Origin of the sequence: Erwinia sp. V71 (assembly GCF_965644245.1) — a bacterium.
Taxonomy (GTDB): Bacteria; Pseudomonadota; Gammaproteobacteria; order Enterobacterales; family Enterobacteriaceae; genus Erwinia.
In genome coordinates, this window is sequence record NZ_CBFFRK010000099.1 from 1 (window position 1) to 16100 (window position 16100).

The 16100-nt window shown below is 55.6% G+C and carries 12 protein-coding genes; 10 read left to right on the forward strand and 2 right to left on the reverse strand.

The window, feature by feature from the left end; genetic code table 11:
* The first annotated feature begins 137 nt into the window (after positions 1-137).
* Positions 138-326, forward strand: a complete 189-nt coding sequence (locus tag ACSZO1_RS17040) for a hypothetical protein (RefSeq protein WP_437614697.1) — start codon at positions 138-140, stop codon at positions 324-326.
* Positions 327-368: 42 nt separating this feature from the next.
* Here ACSZO1_RS17040 and ACSZO1_RS17045 read toward each other — a convergent pair whose 3' ends face one another.
* Positions 369-962 (reverse strand): YhgN family NAAT transporter, encoded by a 594-nt coding sequence (locus ACSZO1_RS17045; protein WP_437614699.1) that lies wholly within the window; start codon positions 960-962, stop codon positions 369-371.
* Between the two features lie 156 nt (positions 963-1118).
* Between ACSZO1_RS17045 and asd the strand changes: the two genes are divergently transcribed.
* From asd to glgP, 6 genes are all read left to right on the forward strand, one after another.
* Entirely contained in the window at positions 1119-2228 is a 1110-nt protein-coding gene (asd, locus tag ACSZO1_RS17050) for an aspartate-semialdehyde dehydrogenase (protein ID WP_437614701.1), read from the forward strand.
* 474 nt (positions 2229-2702) lie between these two features.
* On the forward strand, positions 2703-4886 hold the full coding sequence (gene glgB / locus ACSZO1_RS17055; protein ID WP_437614703.1) for a 1,4-alpha-glucan branching enzyme: 2184 nt from the start codon (positions 2703-2705) through the stop codon (positions 4884-4886).
* Positions 4883-6871, forward strand: coding sequence for a glycogen debranching protein GlgX (gene glgX, locus ACSZO1_RS17060; RefSeq protein ID WP_437614705.1), 1989 nt, complete (start codon positions 4883-4885; stop codon positions 6869-6871). Before glgB ends, glgX begins: the two co-directional genes overlap by 4 nt.
* Positions 6872-6881: 10 nt before the next feature.
* The gene (gene glgC, locus ACSZO1_RS17065) at positions 6882-8174 is read left to right on the forward strand and encodes a glucose-1-phosphate adenylyltransferase (protein ID WP_437614707.1); all 1293 of its coding nucleotides are present in this window, start codon (positions 6882-6884) and stop codon (positions 8172-8174) included.
* A gap of 66 nt (positions 8175-8240) precedes the next feature.
* Complete coding sequence (gene glgA, locus ACSZO1_RS17070) at positions 8241-9674, forward strand: glycogen synthase GlgA (RefSeq protein ID WP_437614710.1); 1434 nt, start codon at positions 8241-8243, stop codon at positions 9672-9674.
* Positions 9675-9695: 21 nt separating this feature from the next.
* Positions 9696-12143 carry a glycogen phosphorylase gene (glgP, locus tag ACSZO1_RS17075; RefSeq protein WP_437614712.1) on the forward strand — a complete coding sequence of 816 codons (2448 nt, stop codon included), beginning with the start codon at positions 9696-9698 and terminating at the stop codon, positions 12141-12143.
* Between the two features lie 121 nt (positions 12144-12264).
* Here the strand turns inward: glgP and glpD are convergent, their stop codons facing one another.
* Entirely contained in the window at positions 12265-13773 is a 1509-nt protein-coding gene (gene glpD, locus ACSZO1_RS17080) for a glycerol-3-phosphate dehydrogenase (RefSeq protein ID WP_437614714.1), read from the reverse strand.
* A 230-nt stretch (positions 13774-14003) separates the two neighbouring features.
* Here glpD and glpE point away from each other — a divergent pair, with 230 nt between their 5' ends.
* From glpE to ACSZO1_RS17095, 3 genes are read left to right on the forward strand one after another with little or no spacing between them, the layout of a single operon-like run.
* Entirely contained in the window at positions 14004-14324 is a 321-nt protein-coding gene (gene glpE / locus ACSZO1_RS17085; RefSeq protein ID WP_437614716.1) for a thiosulfate sulfurtransferase GlpE, read from the forward strand.
* A gap of 58 nt (positions 14325-14382) precedes the next feature.
* Positions 14383-15204: a rhomboid family intramembrane serine protease GlpG gene (gene glpG, locus ACSZO1_RS17090; RefSeq protein ID WP_437614719.1), complete on the forward strand. Its 822-nt coding sequence runs from the start codon at positions 14383-14385 to the stop codon at positions 15202-15204.
* A 24-nt stretch (positions 15205-15228) separates the two neighbouring features.
* Entirely contained in the window at positions 15229-15987 is a 759-nt protein-coding gene (locus tag ACSZO1_RS17095) for a DeoR/GlpR family transcriptional regulator (RefSeq protein ID WP_437614718.1), read from the forward strand.
* The last annotated feature ends 113 nt before the right edge of the window (positions 15988-16100 follow it).

A 16100-nucleotide genomic window follows, 5' to 3' on the forward strand; every position in this document is an offset into this window, starting at 1 on the left:
TACAGCTCAGCTAAGGTAAGGCTAATACAGCTAAGGACTCCACTGAACCCCACCGATTAAATCGCACCTTCCTTAGCCGAAAGTATCATGAAAAATATTGGGGAAACTTACCCTCCGGGGAACTGGCGGCGAGAATCATGCGTTCTGCTGACTATTTTCTGGAAGAGTTTGCGATATTTTCCTGTCTGGTGGCTGATGGTGTGAATGTCATGGTTTATCCGGGCACTTTCAGTTCGCTTGCTGATATTGCTGAAGGCCGGTTTCCGGGGATAGTGCCACAGCTTGAACAACTGATATTTGTCTCGCTGCGGCTGAAAGGGCGGTAACGGTGTCCGGCAGCGCCTGGCTGCCGGGTCACAGGTATGCTGCTACAGCTTCAGATACACCCGAATACCATCAAGGAACATCTGGGTAGCCAGCATAATCAAAATCAGTCCCATTAAACGCTCCAGCGCATTGACGCCTTTCGCGCCCAGCAGGCGTAAAAACAGGCCAGACAGCAGTAAAATGGTCACGGTGATGCCCCAGGCAATCATCAGCGCCACCACCAGATGTCCCATCTGATTAGGATACTGGTGCGACAGCAGCATCAGGCTGGCCAGCAGTGAAGGGCCAGCCACCAGCGGGATCGCCAGCGGCACCAGAAACGGCTCTTCCCCCACCGGTAAACCGCTACTGCTGCTTTCATTGGACGGGAAAATCATTTTGATGGCGATCAGAAACAGGATGATGCCGCCCGAAATCGAAACCGTCTCGGTGCGCAGGTTAAGGAAAGTCAGAATTTTTTCCCCGGCGAACAGGAACAACAGCATAATCACCAGCGCGATCAGCAGCTCGCGTATCAGCACCACCCGCCGACGTTTCGGCTCCAGATGCTTTAAAACCGACATAAAAATCGGCAAATTGCCCAGCGGATCCATAATAAGCAACAATAATATTGTCGCGGAGATCATCTCACTCATCGTTATACTTCTCTTCTTCCTGTGCGAACGGCAGCGTTATAAGCCATGCTGCTGAAAAATGGCCACTCATCGATTTAATTCACTTGCCGAATTTGCTGCATTTTGTAAGGTGATATCATATTCCTTAAATTGACAGCCCGGAACAAAGGTTTAACGATGAAAAATGTAGGTCTGGTTGGCTGGCGCGGCATGGTCGGGTCAGTATTAATGCAGCGTATGGTAGAAGAACGTGACTTTGATGTGATTCGTCCGGTGTTCTTCTCTACCTCCCAGCTCGGTGCTGATGCACCGCAGTTCGGCGGCCAGTCTGCCGGTAAACTGCAGGATGCCTATGATATTGAGGCGCTGAAAGCACTGGATATCATTATCACCTGTCAGGGTGGCGACTATACCACTGAAGTGTATCCAAAATTGCGTGCCAGCGGCTGGCAGGGCTACTGGATCGACGCCGCTTCTTCGCTGCGTATGAAGGATGATGCGATCATTATCCTCGACCCGGTTAACCTGCATGTGATCCGTGACGGGCTGGATAAAGGCATTAAAACCTTTGTCGGCGGTAACTGTACGGTCAGCCTGATGCTGATGTCGCTCGGCGGCCTGTTTGCCAATAACCTGGTAGAGTGGGCATCGGTCGCGACCTATCAGGCGGCATCCGGCGGCGGTGCGCGTCATATGCGTGAACTGCTGAGCCAGATGGGACAGCTGCACGGCCATGTGGCCACTGAGCTGGCGAACCCGGCTTCAGCGATCCTCGATATCGAACGTAAAGTCACTGACCTGACCCGTTCCGGCTCACTGCCAGTGGATAACTTTGGCGTGCCGCTGGCGGGCAGCCTGATCCCATGGATCGACAAACAGCTGGAGAACGGCCAGAGCCGCGAAGAGTGGAAAGGCCAGGCCGAAACCAACAAGATCCTGAGCACCTCCAGCGTTATCCCGGTTGATGGCCTGTGTGTGCGTGTCGGCGCGCTGCGCTGCCACAGCCAGGCATTCACCCTGAAGCTGAAAAAAGATGTCTCACTGCCGGAAATCGAACAGATGCTGGCGGCGCATAATGACTGGGTGAAAGTGGTGCCGAACGATCGTGAGATCACCATGCGTGAACTGACCCCGGCTGCTGTCACCGGTACGCTGACCACGCCAGTTGGCCGTCTGCGTAAACTGAATATGGGTCCTGAGTATCTGTCGGCATTTACGGTCGGCGATCAGCTGTTGTGGGGCGCGGCGGAACCGCTGCGTCGTATGCTGCGTCTGCTGGTGGATTGATGCCCGCTCACGGACCTGGCTTGCCGGGTCCGTGACTGAAAACCGGTTGCCTTGTGGTGCGAAATACACCGGGCGACCACTCCGCTCCGGAGCCATCAGGGTATTTCCCCTGAATACACACTTTGATCGTCTGTTCGTGATGATAATGGCACCTCAGCTTAGTGCCGCGGTTGTCTGTGCTGTCCTGGAACATCTCTTCTGTGTTCCTGTTTTGTCCCGCTTCATCTCTTTTCGTCTTAACAGAAATTATTTTATGCATTCTTAACTAGCTAATTGTTTGACCTGGCTATGCTTAGAAATGATGCAGTGATTTTTGCCTTTTGTTTTTCCAGTTGAAGTGAATTTGTGCGCGGGTACGGCTTTTGTTCCAGCGGATGGATCTCCTCCCTGCCTGCGTGCTGATGGCTCAATGCAGAGCGGCAATTGATCGGCGCTATCGATCGGTTTGTCTGCCAAATGTCACAGGAAGAAGTCATGTCTGAGCTACCCGATCGCCATGCGATTAATGCCATTATTGCCGGTCATTATGCCGATCCTTTCGCGCTACTGGGAATGCACCAAACCAGCGCCGGGCTGGAGGTACGCGCTCTGCTGCCTGATGCGTCTGAAGTGTGGGTGATTGAAACCCGTACCGGGCGTAAATGCGTTCAGCTGCAATGTCTTGATGCACGTGGTTTTTTTAGCGCCGTCATTCCGCGGCGGAAAAATCCTTTTCGTTACCAGCTGGCGGTGGTCTGGCATGGTGAACAGAATCTGATTGATGACGCCTATCGCTTTGGCACGTTGCTGGAAGAGGTGGACAGCTGGCTGCTGGCGGAAGGCACGCATTTACGGCCCTATGAAACCCTGGGCGCGCACAGTGAGGTCATTGACGGGGTGATCGGCACCCGTTTTGCCGTCTGGGCACCGAATGCGCAGCGTGTCTCGGTGGTGGGGGAATTTAACTACTGGGATGGCCGTCGCCATCCGATGCGTTTTCGTCGTGAAACCGGCATCTGGGAGCTGTTTGTTCCGGCGGCGCGTCCGGGCCAGCTGTACAAATTCGAACTGCTTGATGTCGCGGGAGAGCTGCGCATCAAAGCGGACCCCTACGCCTTTGAAGCGCAGATGCGACCACAGACCGCTTCCATGATCTGCAGCCTGCCGCCAAAAGTGGAGATGAAACCCGAGCGTAAGGCGGCCAACGCCTTTGATGCGCCGATCAGCATTTACGAGGTGCATCTCGGTTCCTGGCGTCGCCACACCGATAACCATTTCTGGCTGAGCTACAAAGAGCTGGCGGAACAGCTGGTGCCCTATGTAAAAGAGATGGGCTTCACTCATATTGAACTGCTGCCGATTAACGAACATCCGTTTGATGGCAGCTGGGGCTATCAGCCGCTGGGACTGTATGCGCCGACGCGCCGCTTTGGCACTCGTGATGATTTCCGTAATTTTATCGCCGCCGCGCATGATGCCGGGCTGAATGTGCTGCTCGACTGGGTGCCAGGCCATTTCCCCTCCGATGATTTCGGCCTCGCCAGATTTGATGGCAGCAGCCTGTACGAACATTACGACCCGCGTGAAGGGTATCACCAGGACTGGAATACACTGATTTACAACTTTGGCCGCCGTGAGGTGAGTAACTACCTTGCGGGTAACGCGTTGTACTGGATCGAACGTTTTGGCATTGATGGTCTGCGCGTCGATGCGGTCGCCTCCATGATTTACCGCGACTACAGCCGGGCGGAAGGTGAGTGGGTGCCGAATGAGTATGGCGGCCGCGAGAACCTCGAAGCGGTCTCTTTTCTGCGTTATACCAACCGCACGCTGGGGCAGGAGGCGCCCGGCTCGGTGACGCTGGCGGAGGAGTCGACGGATTATCCCGGCGTATCGCGTCCTGCGGAGATGGGCGGGCTGGGATTCTGGTTTAAATGGAATCTCGGCTGGATGCACGACACCCTCGACTATATGAAGCATGACCCGGTACACCGTCGCTATCACCATAATCTGATGACCTTCGGCATGCTGTACAACTACAGCGAAAACTTTGTGCTGCCGTTGTCACACGATGAAGTGGTGCATGGCAAGCGTTCCATTCTCGATCGCATGCCGGGCGATGCCTGGCAGAAGTTCGCCAATTTGCGCGCCTATTACGGCTGGATGTGGGCATTTCCCGGCAAAAAGCTGCTGTTTATGGGCAATGAGTTTGCCCAGGGACGCGAATGGAACCATGACAGCAGCCTCGACTGGCATCTGCTGGAAGGGGAAGACAACTGGCATAACGGCGTGCAGCGGCTGGTGCGCGACCTCAACTTCACCTATCGCCACCATAAAGCGATGCATCAGCTCGATTTCGACAGCGAGGGCTTTGAATGGCTGGTGGTCAACGATCATGAGAATTCGGTTTTTGTCTTTCTGCGCCGCGATCGTGACGGCAACGAGATTATTGTGGCGGCAAACTTTACGCTGGTGCCGCGCCATCAGTATCGCTTCGGCATTAATCAGCCGGGGCGCTGGCGCGAAATCATCAATACTGATTCCGGCCATTATCACGGCAGCAACACGGCCAACGGCGAGCTGCACAGCCAGCCGATAGCCAGCCATCAGCGCCAGCATTCGTTGAGTGTGACGCTGCCGCCATTAGCCACTGTCTGGCTGATGAGGGAGGGGGAATGAGCGTGATGCAACCGGGGCGCGCGTCACCACCAGGCGCGTTTTACGACGGTAAAGGGGTGAATTTCACGCTGTTTTCGCACCATGCCGAACGGGTGGAACTGTGCCTGTTTGATGAGCTGGGGCGGGAAACGCGTTACGTGCTGACGGCGCGTACCGGCGATACCTGGCATGGCTGGCTGCCGGATATTCAGCCCGGGCAGCGTTATGGTTATCGCGTGCATGGGCCATGGCAGCCACGCGCCGGGCACCGCTTTAATCCGGCGAAATTGCTGGTCGACCCTTGTGCGCGTGGTGTGGCGGGCGATGTACCGGATGATGAGATGCTGCTGTGTGGTGATGTTGAGCCTGATCCGCGCGATACGGCCGCGCTGGCACCGAAAAGTGTGGTGGTGAACGAGACATTCGACTGGGAAAACGATGTGCCGCCGCGTGTGCCATGGGGTTCAACGGTGATCTATGAAGCGCATGTCCGTGGCCTGACAAAGCTGCACCCGGATATCCCGCAGGATCTGCGCGGCAGTTACGCTGCGCTTGGTCATCCGGTGATGATCGACTATTTCAAACGGCTGGGCATTACCACACTGGAGCTGCTGCCGGTCGCCAGTTTCGCCAGCGAGCCGCGTTTACAGCGCCTCGGGCTGAGTAACTATTGGGGTTATAACCCGCTGACGCCGTGGGCGCTGGACGGGCGTTATGCCTCCGGCGTTGCCAGCTGCCCGCCGTTGCAGGAGTTTCAGCAGGCGGTGAAAGCGCTGCACCGCGCCGGGATCGAAGTGGTACTGGATGTGGTGTTTAACCACACCGCTGAGCTGGAAGCCGAACTGGGGCCAACCCTGTCGCTGCGCGGTGTCGACAATAAGAGCTATTACTGGCTGACCGAAAACGGGGATTACCATAACTGGACTGGCTGCGGTAACACGCTGAACCTCAGCCAGCCGCAGGTGCTGCAGTGGACGCTGGATTGCCTGCGCTACTGGGTGGAGGTGTGCCATGTGGATGGCTTCCGTTTCGATTTAGCCACGGTGCTGGGGCGCACACCAGCGTTCGATCCACAGGCGGAGCTGTTACGCGCGATGCAGGCTGCTCCGCTGCTGTCGCAGGTAAAACTGATTGCCGAGCCGTGGGATATTGGCCCGGGCGGCTATCAGGTGGGTAATTTCCCTGATCCGTTTACGGAATGGAACGACCATTTCCGTGACGCGATGCGCCGCTTCTGGCTGTTTGGCGATATCAGTAAAGGCGACTTTGCCCGCCGTTTCGCGGCGTCCAGTGATGTGTTCCAGCTCAGCGGTCGCCCGCCTTCGGCCAGTATCAATCTGATCACCGCCCACGACGGTTTTACCCTGCGTGATGTGGTGAGCTTTGAACGCAAACATAACGAAGCCAATGGCGAAGAGAACCGCGATGGCAACAGCACCAACTTCAGCCATAATCACGGCAGTGAGGGGCTGAAGGTGTCGCTGAATGTGCTGGAGCGCCGTCAGCGCAGCCAGCAGGCACTGCTGACATCACTGCTGCTGGCGCAGGGCACACCAATGCTGCTGGCCGGTGACGAACATGGTCACAGCCAGCAGGGGAATAACAATGCTTACTGCCAGGATAATTCTCTGACCTGGCTGGACTGGCAAAATGCTGATAACGGATTGTTCGAATTCACTGCCGCTCTGATTCAGTTGCGCCGCCAGATCCCGGCGCTGCAGCAGGATCAGTGGTGGCAGGAAGGGGACGGCAATGTCCAGTGGCTGAATGCCGACGGGCGGCCACTGCGTAGTGACGAGTGGAAGCGGGGGCCGCATTGCATGCAGATCCTGCTTTCCGGCCGTTGGCTCATCACCATCAATGCCACTGAACACGTAAACGACATCGCACTTCCAGATGGGGAGTGGCAAGCCATTCCCCCGTTTGCCGGGGATGATAACCCGATCCTCTCAACTGTCTGGCATGGGCCCGCGCGTGGCGTGAGCGTATTCCACAAGCACCAATGAGGAGTCAGACATGGTCCAGTTAGAAAGAGCCGATCATCTGATGCTGGCACGGCAACTGCCGACGCAAACGGTAACCCTGATCCTGGCTGGCGGGCGCGGTACGCGCCTGCGGGATCTGACAGCAAAACGCGCCAAACCTGCGGTGCATTTTGGCGGTAAGTTTCGCATTATCGACTTTGCCCTCTCCAACTGCATTAACTCCGGGATCCGCCGTATTGGCGTGATCACCCAATACCAGTCGCACACCCTGGTGCAGCATATCCAGCGCGGCTGGTCAGTGTTTAATGAAGAGATGAATGAATTCGTCGATCTACTGCCGGCACAGCAGCGCTTCTCGACGGAGAGCTGGTATCGCGGCACGGCGGATGCGGTGACGCAAAATCTCGACATCATTCGGCGCTACAACGCGCAGTACATCGTGATTCTGGCAGGCGATCATATCTATAAAATGGACTATTCGCGCATGCTGCTGGATCACGTTACCCACCATGCACGCTGCACCATCGCCTGTATTCCGGTGCCGGTAGAAGAGGCCACTGCGTTCGGCGTGATGGCCGTCGATAACGATAATAAAGTCACCGCCTTTGTGGAAAAACCGGCCAGCCCGCCGTCGATGCCGAGTGATGACAGCCAGGCATTAGCCAGCATGGGCATCTACGTGTTTAACGCCGATTACCTTTATCAGCTGCTGGAAGAAGATTTGCAGCAGGCCAACTCCAGCCACGACTTTGGTAAAGATCTGCTGCCTAAAATTGTCGCCAGCGGTGAAGCTTACGCTCACTCCTTCAATCTCTCCTGCGTACAAAGCGATGATACCGCGCCGCCGTACTGGCGTGATGTCGGGACGCTGGAAGCTTACTGGCGCGCCAATCTCGATCTGGCGTCGGTCACGCCGGAGCTGGATATGTATGACCAGGACTGGCCGATTCGTACTCAGATGGAGCAGCTGCCACCGGCGAAGTTTGTCCAGGATCGCTCGGGCAGTCATGGCATGACCATGAATTCACTGGTTTCCGGCGGCTGCATTATTTCCGGTTCCGTGGTGGTGCATTCGGTGTTGTTCCCGCGCGTGCGGGTGAATTCATTCTGCAATATTGATTCCTCCGTGTTGCTTCCGGACGTGGTGGTCGGGCGTTCATGCCGCCTGCGCCGCTGCGTGATTGATCGCGCCTGTACCCTCCCGGAAGGGATGGTGATTGGTGAGAACCCGGATGAAGACAGTCGCCGGTTTTATCGTTCAGAAGAGGGGATCGTACTGGTTACGCGCACGATGCTGGCCAAACTGGCTGGCACCACGAGCTAACCGACGAAAGGGGTTATTGCTATCGATGCAGAGGAATGCGTCAGTGCAACGTTAAAGGAGTCGAGAATGCAGGTTTTACATGTCTGTTCAGAACTTTTTCCGCTACTCAAAACTGGAGGTTTGGCGGATGTGGTCGGGGCATTACCCGCCGCGCAGATAGCAGAAGGGACGGATGCACGGGTGCTGATCCCGATGTTTCCTGACCTGCGCAAAGGCATACCCCATACGGAAGTGGTCGCGGAGCTGCAAACCTTTGCCGGTCCTGTTCGCCTGCATTACGGACACTTTAACGGTGTCGGCATTTATCTGATTGAAGCACAAGGGTTGTACGATCGTCCCGGCAGCCCTTACCACGATGAGAACCAGTATTCCTATACGGATAATTATCTGCGCTTCGCGCTGCTGGGCTGGATGGGTTGTGAACTGGCATGCGGGCTGGATACGTTCTGGCGTCCGGACGTGGTACACGCCCATGACTGGCATGCCGGACTGACCTGCGCGTATCTGGCGGCGCGCGGTCGTCCGGCAAAATCGGTATTTACCGTCCATAATCTGGCTTATCAGGGGCTGTTTTCGGCCCACCATCTGGAACAGATTCAGCTGCCAGGGGCGTTTTTTAATATGCACGGGCTGGAGTTCTATGGGCAAATATCGTACCTGAAAGCCGGGTTGTACTATGCCGATCATATTACGGCGGTCAGCCCTACTTATGCCCACGAGATTACCCAGCCGGAGTATGGTTATGGGATGGAGGCGCTGCTGCTGCAGCGTTTACGTGAAGGGCGGCTGAGCGGCATTCTGAATGGCGTCGACCCGACCATCTGGCATCCCAAACACGATCTGCTGCTGAGTTCGCGTTATCACCAGGACTCGCTGGAAGCGAAAGCGGAAAACAAGCGCCAGCTGCAAATCGCCATGGGGCTGCGGGTCGATGACAAAGTGCCGGTGTTTGCTGTGGTCAGCCGCTTAACCCGGCAGAAAGGGCTGGACCTGGTACTGGAAGCGCTGCCCGGTTTACTGGAGCAGGGCGGGCAACTGGTGTTGCTCGGCGCGGGTGATGCGGAATTACAGCAGGGATTCCTTGCCGCCGCGGCAGAGAATCCGGGCTATGTCGGTGTACAGATTGGTTATCACGAAGCCTTTTCCCACCGCATTATGGGCGGGGCGGATGTGATTATGGTGCCCAGCCGTTTCGAGCCTTGCGGTCTGACGCAACTGTATGGCCTGAAATATGGCACGCTGCCGCTGGTGCGACGTACCGGCGGCTTAGCGGATACCGTCAACGACAGTTCCCTGGAGAACCTGGCGGATGGCATCGCCAGTGGCTTCACCTTTGAAGACAGTAATGCCTGGTCGCTGCTGAGGGCGATCCGGCGTGCATTTGTGTTGTGGTCCCGTCCTTCACTTTGGCGTTATGTCCAGCGTCAGGCGATGGGGATGGATTTTAGCTGGCAGGTGGCGGCACTTGCCTATCGCGATCTTTATCAACGCTTGCTGTAACCAGGATATGGGATACTTGATATGAACGCACCTTTCACCTATGCCTCACCGACGCTGAGTGTCGAAGCTCTGAAAAACTCTATTGCCTATAAACTGATGTTTACGCTGGGCAAAGATCCTTCTATCGCCAATAAGCATGAGTGGCTGAACGCCACGCTGCTGGCCGTTCGCGACCGTATGGTCGAGCGCTGGCTGCGCTCTAATCGCGCACAGCTGTCGCAGGAAGTGCGCCAGGTGTACTACCTGTCGATGGAGTTTCTGATGGGGCGCACCCTGTCCAATGCACTGCTGGCGATGGGTATCTATGACGATATCAACAAAGCGCTGGAGGAGATGGGTTTTGACCTCGCAGAGCTGATGGAAGAGGAGAACGATCCGGGACTGGGCAATGGCGGCCTGGGGCGTCTGGCGGCCTGCTTCCTCGATTCGCTGGCGACACTGGCGCTGCCGGGGCGGGGTTACGGCATCCGTTATGACTACGGTATGTTCAAGCAGAACATTATTGACGGGCGTCAGGCGGAGTCGCCGGATTACTGGCTGGAATATGGTAACCCGTGGGAGTTCCAGCGTTTTAACACCCGTTATAAGGTACGTTTCGGCGGCCGCATCCAGCATGAAGGTGCACGCGCCAATTGGGTGGAAACCGAGGAAGTGCTGGCGATGGCCTATGACCAGATTATCCCCGGTTTCGATACTGATGCCACCAATACCCTGCGTTTGTGGGGCGCGCAGGCGAGTAACGAAATCAATCTGGGTAAATTTAACCAGGGTGACTACTTTGCCGCAGTAGAGGATAAGAACCATTCGGAAAACGTATCGCGTGTGCTTTATCCGGATGATTCCACTTATTCCGGGCGTGAGTTACGTCTGCGTCAGGAGTACTTCCTTGTTTCGGCGACGGTGCAGGATATTCTCCATCGTCACTGGACGATGCATCAGACCTTTGAAAACCTGCCGGATAAAATCGCCATTCATCTGAATGACACCCACCCGGTGCTGGCGATCCCGGAGCTGATGCGCCTGCTGATTGATGAACACAAATACAGCTGGGATGATGCCTTTGAAGTGACCTGTCAGGTGTTCTCGTACACCAACCACACGCTGATGAGCGAGGCGCTGGAAACCTGGCCGGTGGATATGATTGGCAAAATCCTGCCGCGTCATCTGCAGATTATCTTTGATATTAACGATTACTTCCTGAAAACCATTCAGGATTATTACCCGGATGACTGGGAACTGTTGTCGCGCATCTCGATTATCGATGAGAACCATGGCCGCCAGATCCGTATGGCCTGGCTGGCGGTGGTTGCCAGCCACAAAGTTAATGGCGTGTCGGAGCTGCACTCGAATCTGATGGTGCAGTCGTTGTTTGCTGATTTTGCCCGCCTGTTCCCGGGCCGTTTCTGTAATAAAACCAACGGTGTGACGCCACGTCGCTGGCTGGCGCTGGCCAATCCGCCATTATCAAACGTGCTGGATGAAACCATTGGCCGTACCTGGCGCACCGATCTCAGTGAGCTGAGGGAGATCAAACAGCATATTGATTATCCGACTTTTATCGAGCAGATCGCTGATGCCAAGCTGGCGAATAAAAAACGTCTGGCGGACTGGGTGGCGAAAAACCTTGATGTGGTGCTGGACCCGCATGCGCTGTTTGATGTGCAGATCAAACGTATTCATGAGTACAAGCGCCAGCTGCTGAACGTGCTGCATGTGATCACGCGTTATAACCGCATTAAGGCCGATCCGAATGCGAAATGGGTGCCGCGCGTCAATATCTTCGCCGGTAAAGCGGCGTCGGCATACTATATGGCGAAGCATATTATCCATTTAATCAATGATGTGGCGAAGGTGATCAACAGCGATCCACAGGTGAAGAATAAGCTGAAGGTGGTGTTTATTCCTAACTATGGCGTGAGCCTGGCGCAGATCATCATTCCGGCAGCGGATCTTTCCGAGCAGATTTCGCTGGCGGGTACGGAGGCGTCGGGCACCAGTAATATGAAGTTTGCGCTGAATGGTGCACTGACGATCGGTACGCTGGATGGCGCTAACGTTGAGATGCTGGAGCATGTCGGCAAAGAGAATATCTTTATCTTCGGCAATACCACGCCACAGGTCGAGGCGCTGCGGCGTAATGGCTACAACTCGCATCAATATTATGATGAAGATGCGGAATTACGTCAGGCGCTGACGCAGATCGCCACCGGGGTATTCAGTCCGCAGGAACCCGGCCGGTATCGTGATCTGTTTGATTCACTGGTGAATCTGGGGGACCACTATCAGCTGCTGGCCGATTACCGCAGCTATGTGAATACCCAGGATAAGGTGGATGAGCTGTATCGTCACCCGGACGAGTGGCAGCGACGTGCTGCACTGAATATTGCAGAGATGGGCTACTTCTCGTCGGATCGCACTATTCAGGAGTATGCCGATGAGATCTGGCATATTTCGCCGATTCGCTTGTAGCGTCTAAAGACGCTGCCCTCGCTAAGCCGTCGTCTGCAAAGCAAAAAGCCCCGCGACTAAGCGGGGTTTTTTGCGTTTAGACATACTGTAAAAAGCGGGCAGCATGGTGCTGCCCGTCAGTTTATGATGCCAGAGACAACTCCGGGCTTTTCTGGTGCTCCGCCAGCCAGGCACTGACACGCGCCTGCTGCTCTTCAGTCAGCCACATTCCCAGTTTGGTACGACGCCAGATGGCATCATCCAGACCACGCACCCATTCATGCTGCACCAGGTAGCGCAGTTCGGCTTCATAGAAGTCATGGCCGAAGTGCTCACCCAGGTCTTCCAGGCTGCGGGCATCTTTCAGTAACAGCTCCGTGTTACTGCCGTAAGTGCGTGCATAGTGGCGCGCCATGCCTTCGCTGATAAAGCTGTAACGGCGACGCAGGCTGGCTGCGTAATCTTCACGCGTGCCGGCAATATCACCGCCCGGCAGGACGCAGTTGCGCGTCCACGCAGCACCGATGCCCGGGTAGTATTTCGCCAGTTTTTCCAGCGCATGTTCGGCCAGTTTACGGTAGGTGGTCAGTTTGCCGCCAAAGACCGACAGCAGCGGTGCCTGGCCTGCTTCATCATGCACATCCAGCGTGTAATCACGGGTGATGGCCTGTGGTGAATCCGATTCGTCATCACACAGCGGGCGCACACCGGAATAGGTCCAGACGATATCGTCGCGTACCAGCTGTTTGGTGAAGTGCGCGTTGTACACTTTCAGCAGATAGTCGATCTCGTTGTCGTCGATTTTGACGTCTTTCGGATCGCCTTTATATTCGACATCGGTGGTGCCGATGATCGAAAACTCATCCAGCCAGGGAATGACGAACACGATACGATGATCTTCGTTCTGCAGAATGTAGGCCTGCTTCTGGGTGTGGACACGTGGCACGACAATATGGCTGCCTTTGATCAGACGAATGCCATACGGTGATTTCAGTTTCAGGCCGTCGTCAAACAGCTGTTTCACCCACGGGCCCGTCGCGTTGACCAGACCTTTGGCGCGCCAGGTGTAGGTTTTACCGCTGTCGATATCTTCGGCTTCCACCATCCACAGGCCATTTTCACGCCATGCGCGGGTGACGCGGGTACGGGTTCGTACTTCACCGCCGTGTTTCACCACTTCCTGCGCATTCAGCACAACCAGACGCGCATCATCAACCCAGCAGTCGGAATATTCGAAACCGCGCACGATTTCAGGTTTTAGTACTGATTCTGCGCCAAAACGCAACCCTTTACTGCCTGGCAGGCTGGTACGTTTGCCGAGGTGATCGTACAGGAACAGGCCTGCGCGGATCATCCACGATGGACGCAGATGTGGGCGGTGTGGCAGGCGAAAGCGCATCGGGAAGGCGATATGTGGCGCCATTTTCAGCAGCACTTCGCGTTCGGCCAGCGCTTCGCTGACCAGGCGGAATTCGTAGTGTTCAAGGTAGCGCAGGCCACCGTGAATCAGTTTTGAACTGGCGGAAGAGGTTGCGGATGCCAGGTCTTGCGCTTCCAGCATGAGCACAGACAGTCCGCGTCCTGCTGCATCGACTGCAATACCAGCACCGTTGATGCCGCCGCCGATTACGATCAAGTCTTTGGTTTCCACTTCATCTCCTCCGATGTTCGGAATTGTTCAAATGTGTTCGTTTTCGAGCATAATAGTAATCGGAAACCAACATTGATGCCAGTGTTAACGGAATAAAAACATTTATGCGTGATGCAGGTAACATAATTAACCTGATAAAAGCGCAATAACCACGCTATTTTCGGGTTATTGCCGGCCCGCTTCAGGTTACAATACCGGCAATGGCTATTGATTAATCACTGGAAAACCCGATGGAACAATTTGAATGTATCAGTGTGCAGCAGGCACAGGCGCGTCTGGCGCAAGGCGACGCGGTTATGGTCGATATCCGCGATCCGAACAGTTTTGCCGCCGCGCATGCCACCGGCGCGTTCCATCTCACCAATGTCTCTCTTACCACCTTTATGCAACAGACGGATTACAGTAAGCCGGTGCTGGTGATGTGTTATCACGGCAACAGCAGCAAGAGCGCCGCGCAGTATTTACTGACGCAGGGATTCGATCAGGTCTACAGTGTCGATGGCGGTTTTGAGGCCTGGCGACTGGCGTTTCCGCAATTAATCGAAGCGTAACTGACCATTTTCTCCCCAAAACGCGCTTATTGCAGACAGTAAAAGGATGGCAGGTATGATGCGCATTACTCATTTCAATAACCCGCGTCTGGCACAGGCGTTTGTGGATTATATGGCGACCCGCGGTGTGCGGCTGCGCATTGAGCATGGCGAGACGTATACCCTCCTGCTGGATGATGAATCGCAGGCGGCGCTGGTTGAAAACGAGCTTCAGCAGTTTGTGCGCGACCCGTTGCATCCGCGTTATCAGGACGCCAGCTGGCAGTCCGGCAATACCGCCAGCGGGTTGCAGTACCAGCGGTCATCGATTCTCGCCAATATCCGCGAGCGCGCCGGCCCGCTGACGATGGTCGTGATGATCGCTTGTGTGGCGGTCTATATCCTGATGCAGATTGTCGGCGACCGTACCATGCTGTACTGGCTGGCATGGCCTGCCAGTGAAAGCCAGTATTTTCAGGTGTGGCGCTGGGTCAGCCATGCGTTGCTGCATTTCTCGCTATTACATATCGCCTTTAACGTGATGTGGTGGTGGTATCTTGGCGGCGCGGTAGAGAAGCGGCTGGGTACTGGCAAGCTGGTGGTGATTGCGCTGATTTCCGCACTGCTTAGCGGCTGGATGCAGGCGAAGTTTAGCGGCATCTGGTTTGGCGGTTTATCGGGTGTGGTCTATGCCCTGATGGGCTATGTCTGGCTGCGCGGCGAGCGCGATCCCGCCAGCGGTGTTTTCCTTGAGCGTGGCCTGATGGCTTTCGCGATTTTGTGGCTGGTGATTGGCTATTTTGGCGCGTTTGGCCTGGCTATCGCTAATGCGGCTCATGTGACCGGGCTGCTGGTCGGTCTGGCGATGGCCGCCGTCGACACGTATAAAGTACGCAAATAATATCAATACTGTTCGGAGATTTTCGTGAAGCAGACGCAACGTCACGACGCCATTATTGATCTGGTTCGTCGTCAGGGCTATGTCAGTACCGAAGAGCTGGTGGATCATTTCGATGTCAGCCCGCAAACCATCCGCCGCGATCTGAACGATCTGGCGGATCAGAATAAAATTCAGCGCCATCACGGCGGCGCCGCACTGCCATCCAGTTCTGAGAATACTGCCTGGCAGGATCGTAAAATGATGTGGTCGGCGGAAAAGGCGCGCATTGCTCAGCGCGTCGCCAGCCAGATCCCGGATGGCGCCACGCTGTTTATTGATATCGGCACCACGCCGGAAGCGGTGGCGTATGCACTGCTGAATCACAATAATCTGCGCGTGGTGACCAATAACCTCAATGTGGCCGTGCTGCTGATGGAGAAGCCTGACTTCCGCCTGATTCTGGCCGGTGGCGAGGTGCGTACGCGCGACGGTGGCATTATGGGCGAGGCGACACTGGATTTTATCTCCCAGTTCCGTCTCGATTACGGCATCCTCGGTATCAGTGGCATTGATATGGATGGTTCGCTGCTGGAGTTTGACTATCACGAAGTGCGCACCAAACGGGCGATTATTGAGAATTCGCGCTGCGTGATGCTGGTGGCAGATCATTCGAAATTTGGCCGCAATGCGATGGTGAATCTTGGCAATATGAGCCTGATTGACCAGCTGTATACCGACCAGCTGCCGCCTGCCAGTGTGATGAAAGTGATTGAGCAGCACGAAGTTCATCTGGAGCTGTGCTGATCTGTTGTTTCCTTAGCGTCCTTCCTGGACCTGGCACCCTCCCCCATAACTGTACGGTCCGGGGACATTGCAGACAGGTGTTCGGGGACATGGTGAACACTTTTTAACATCCT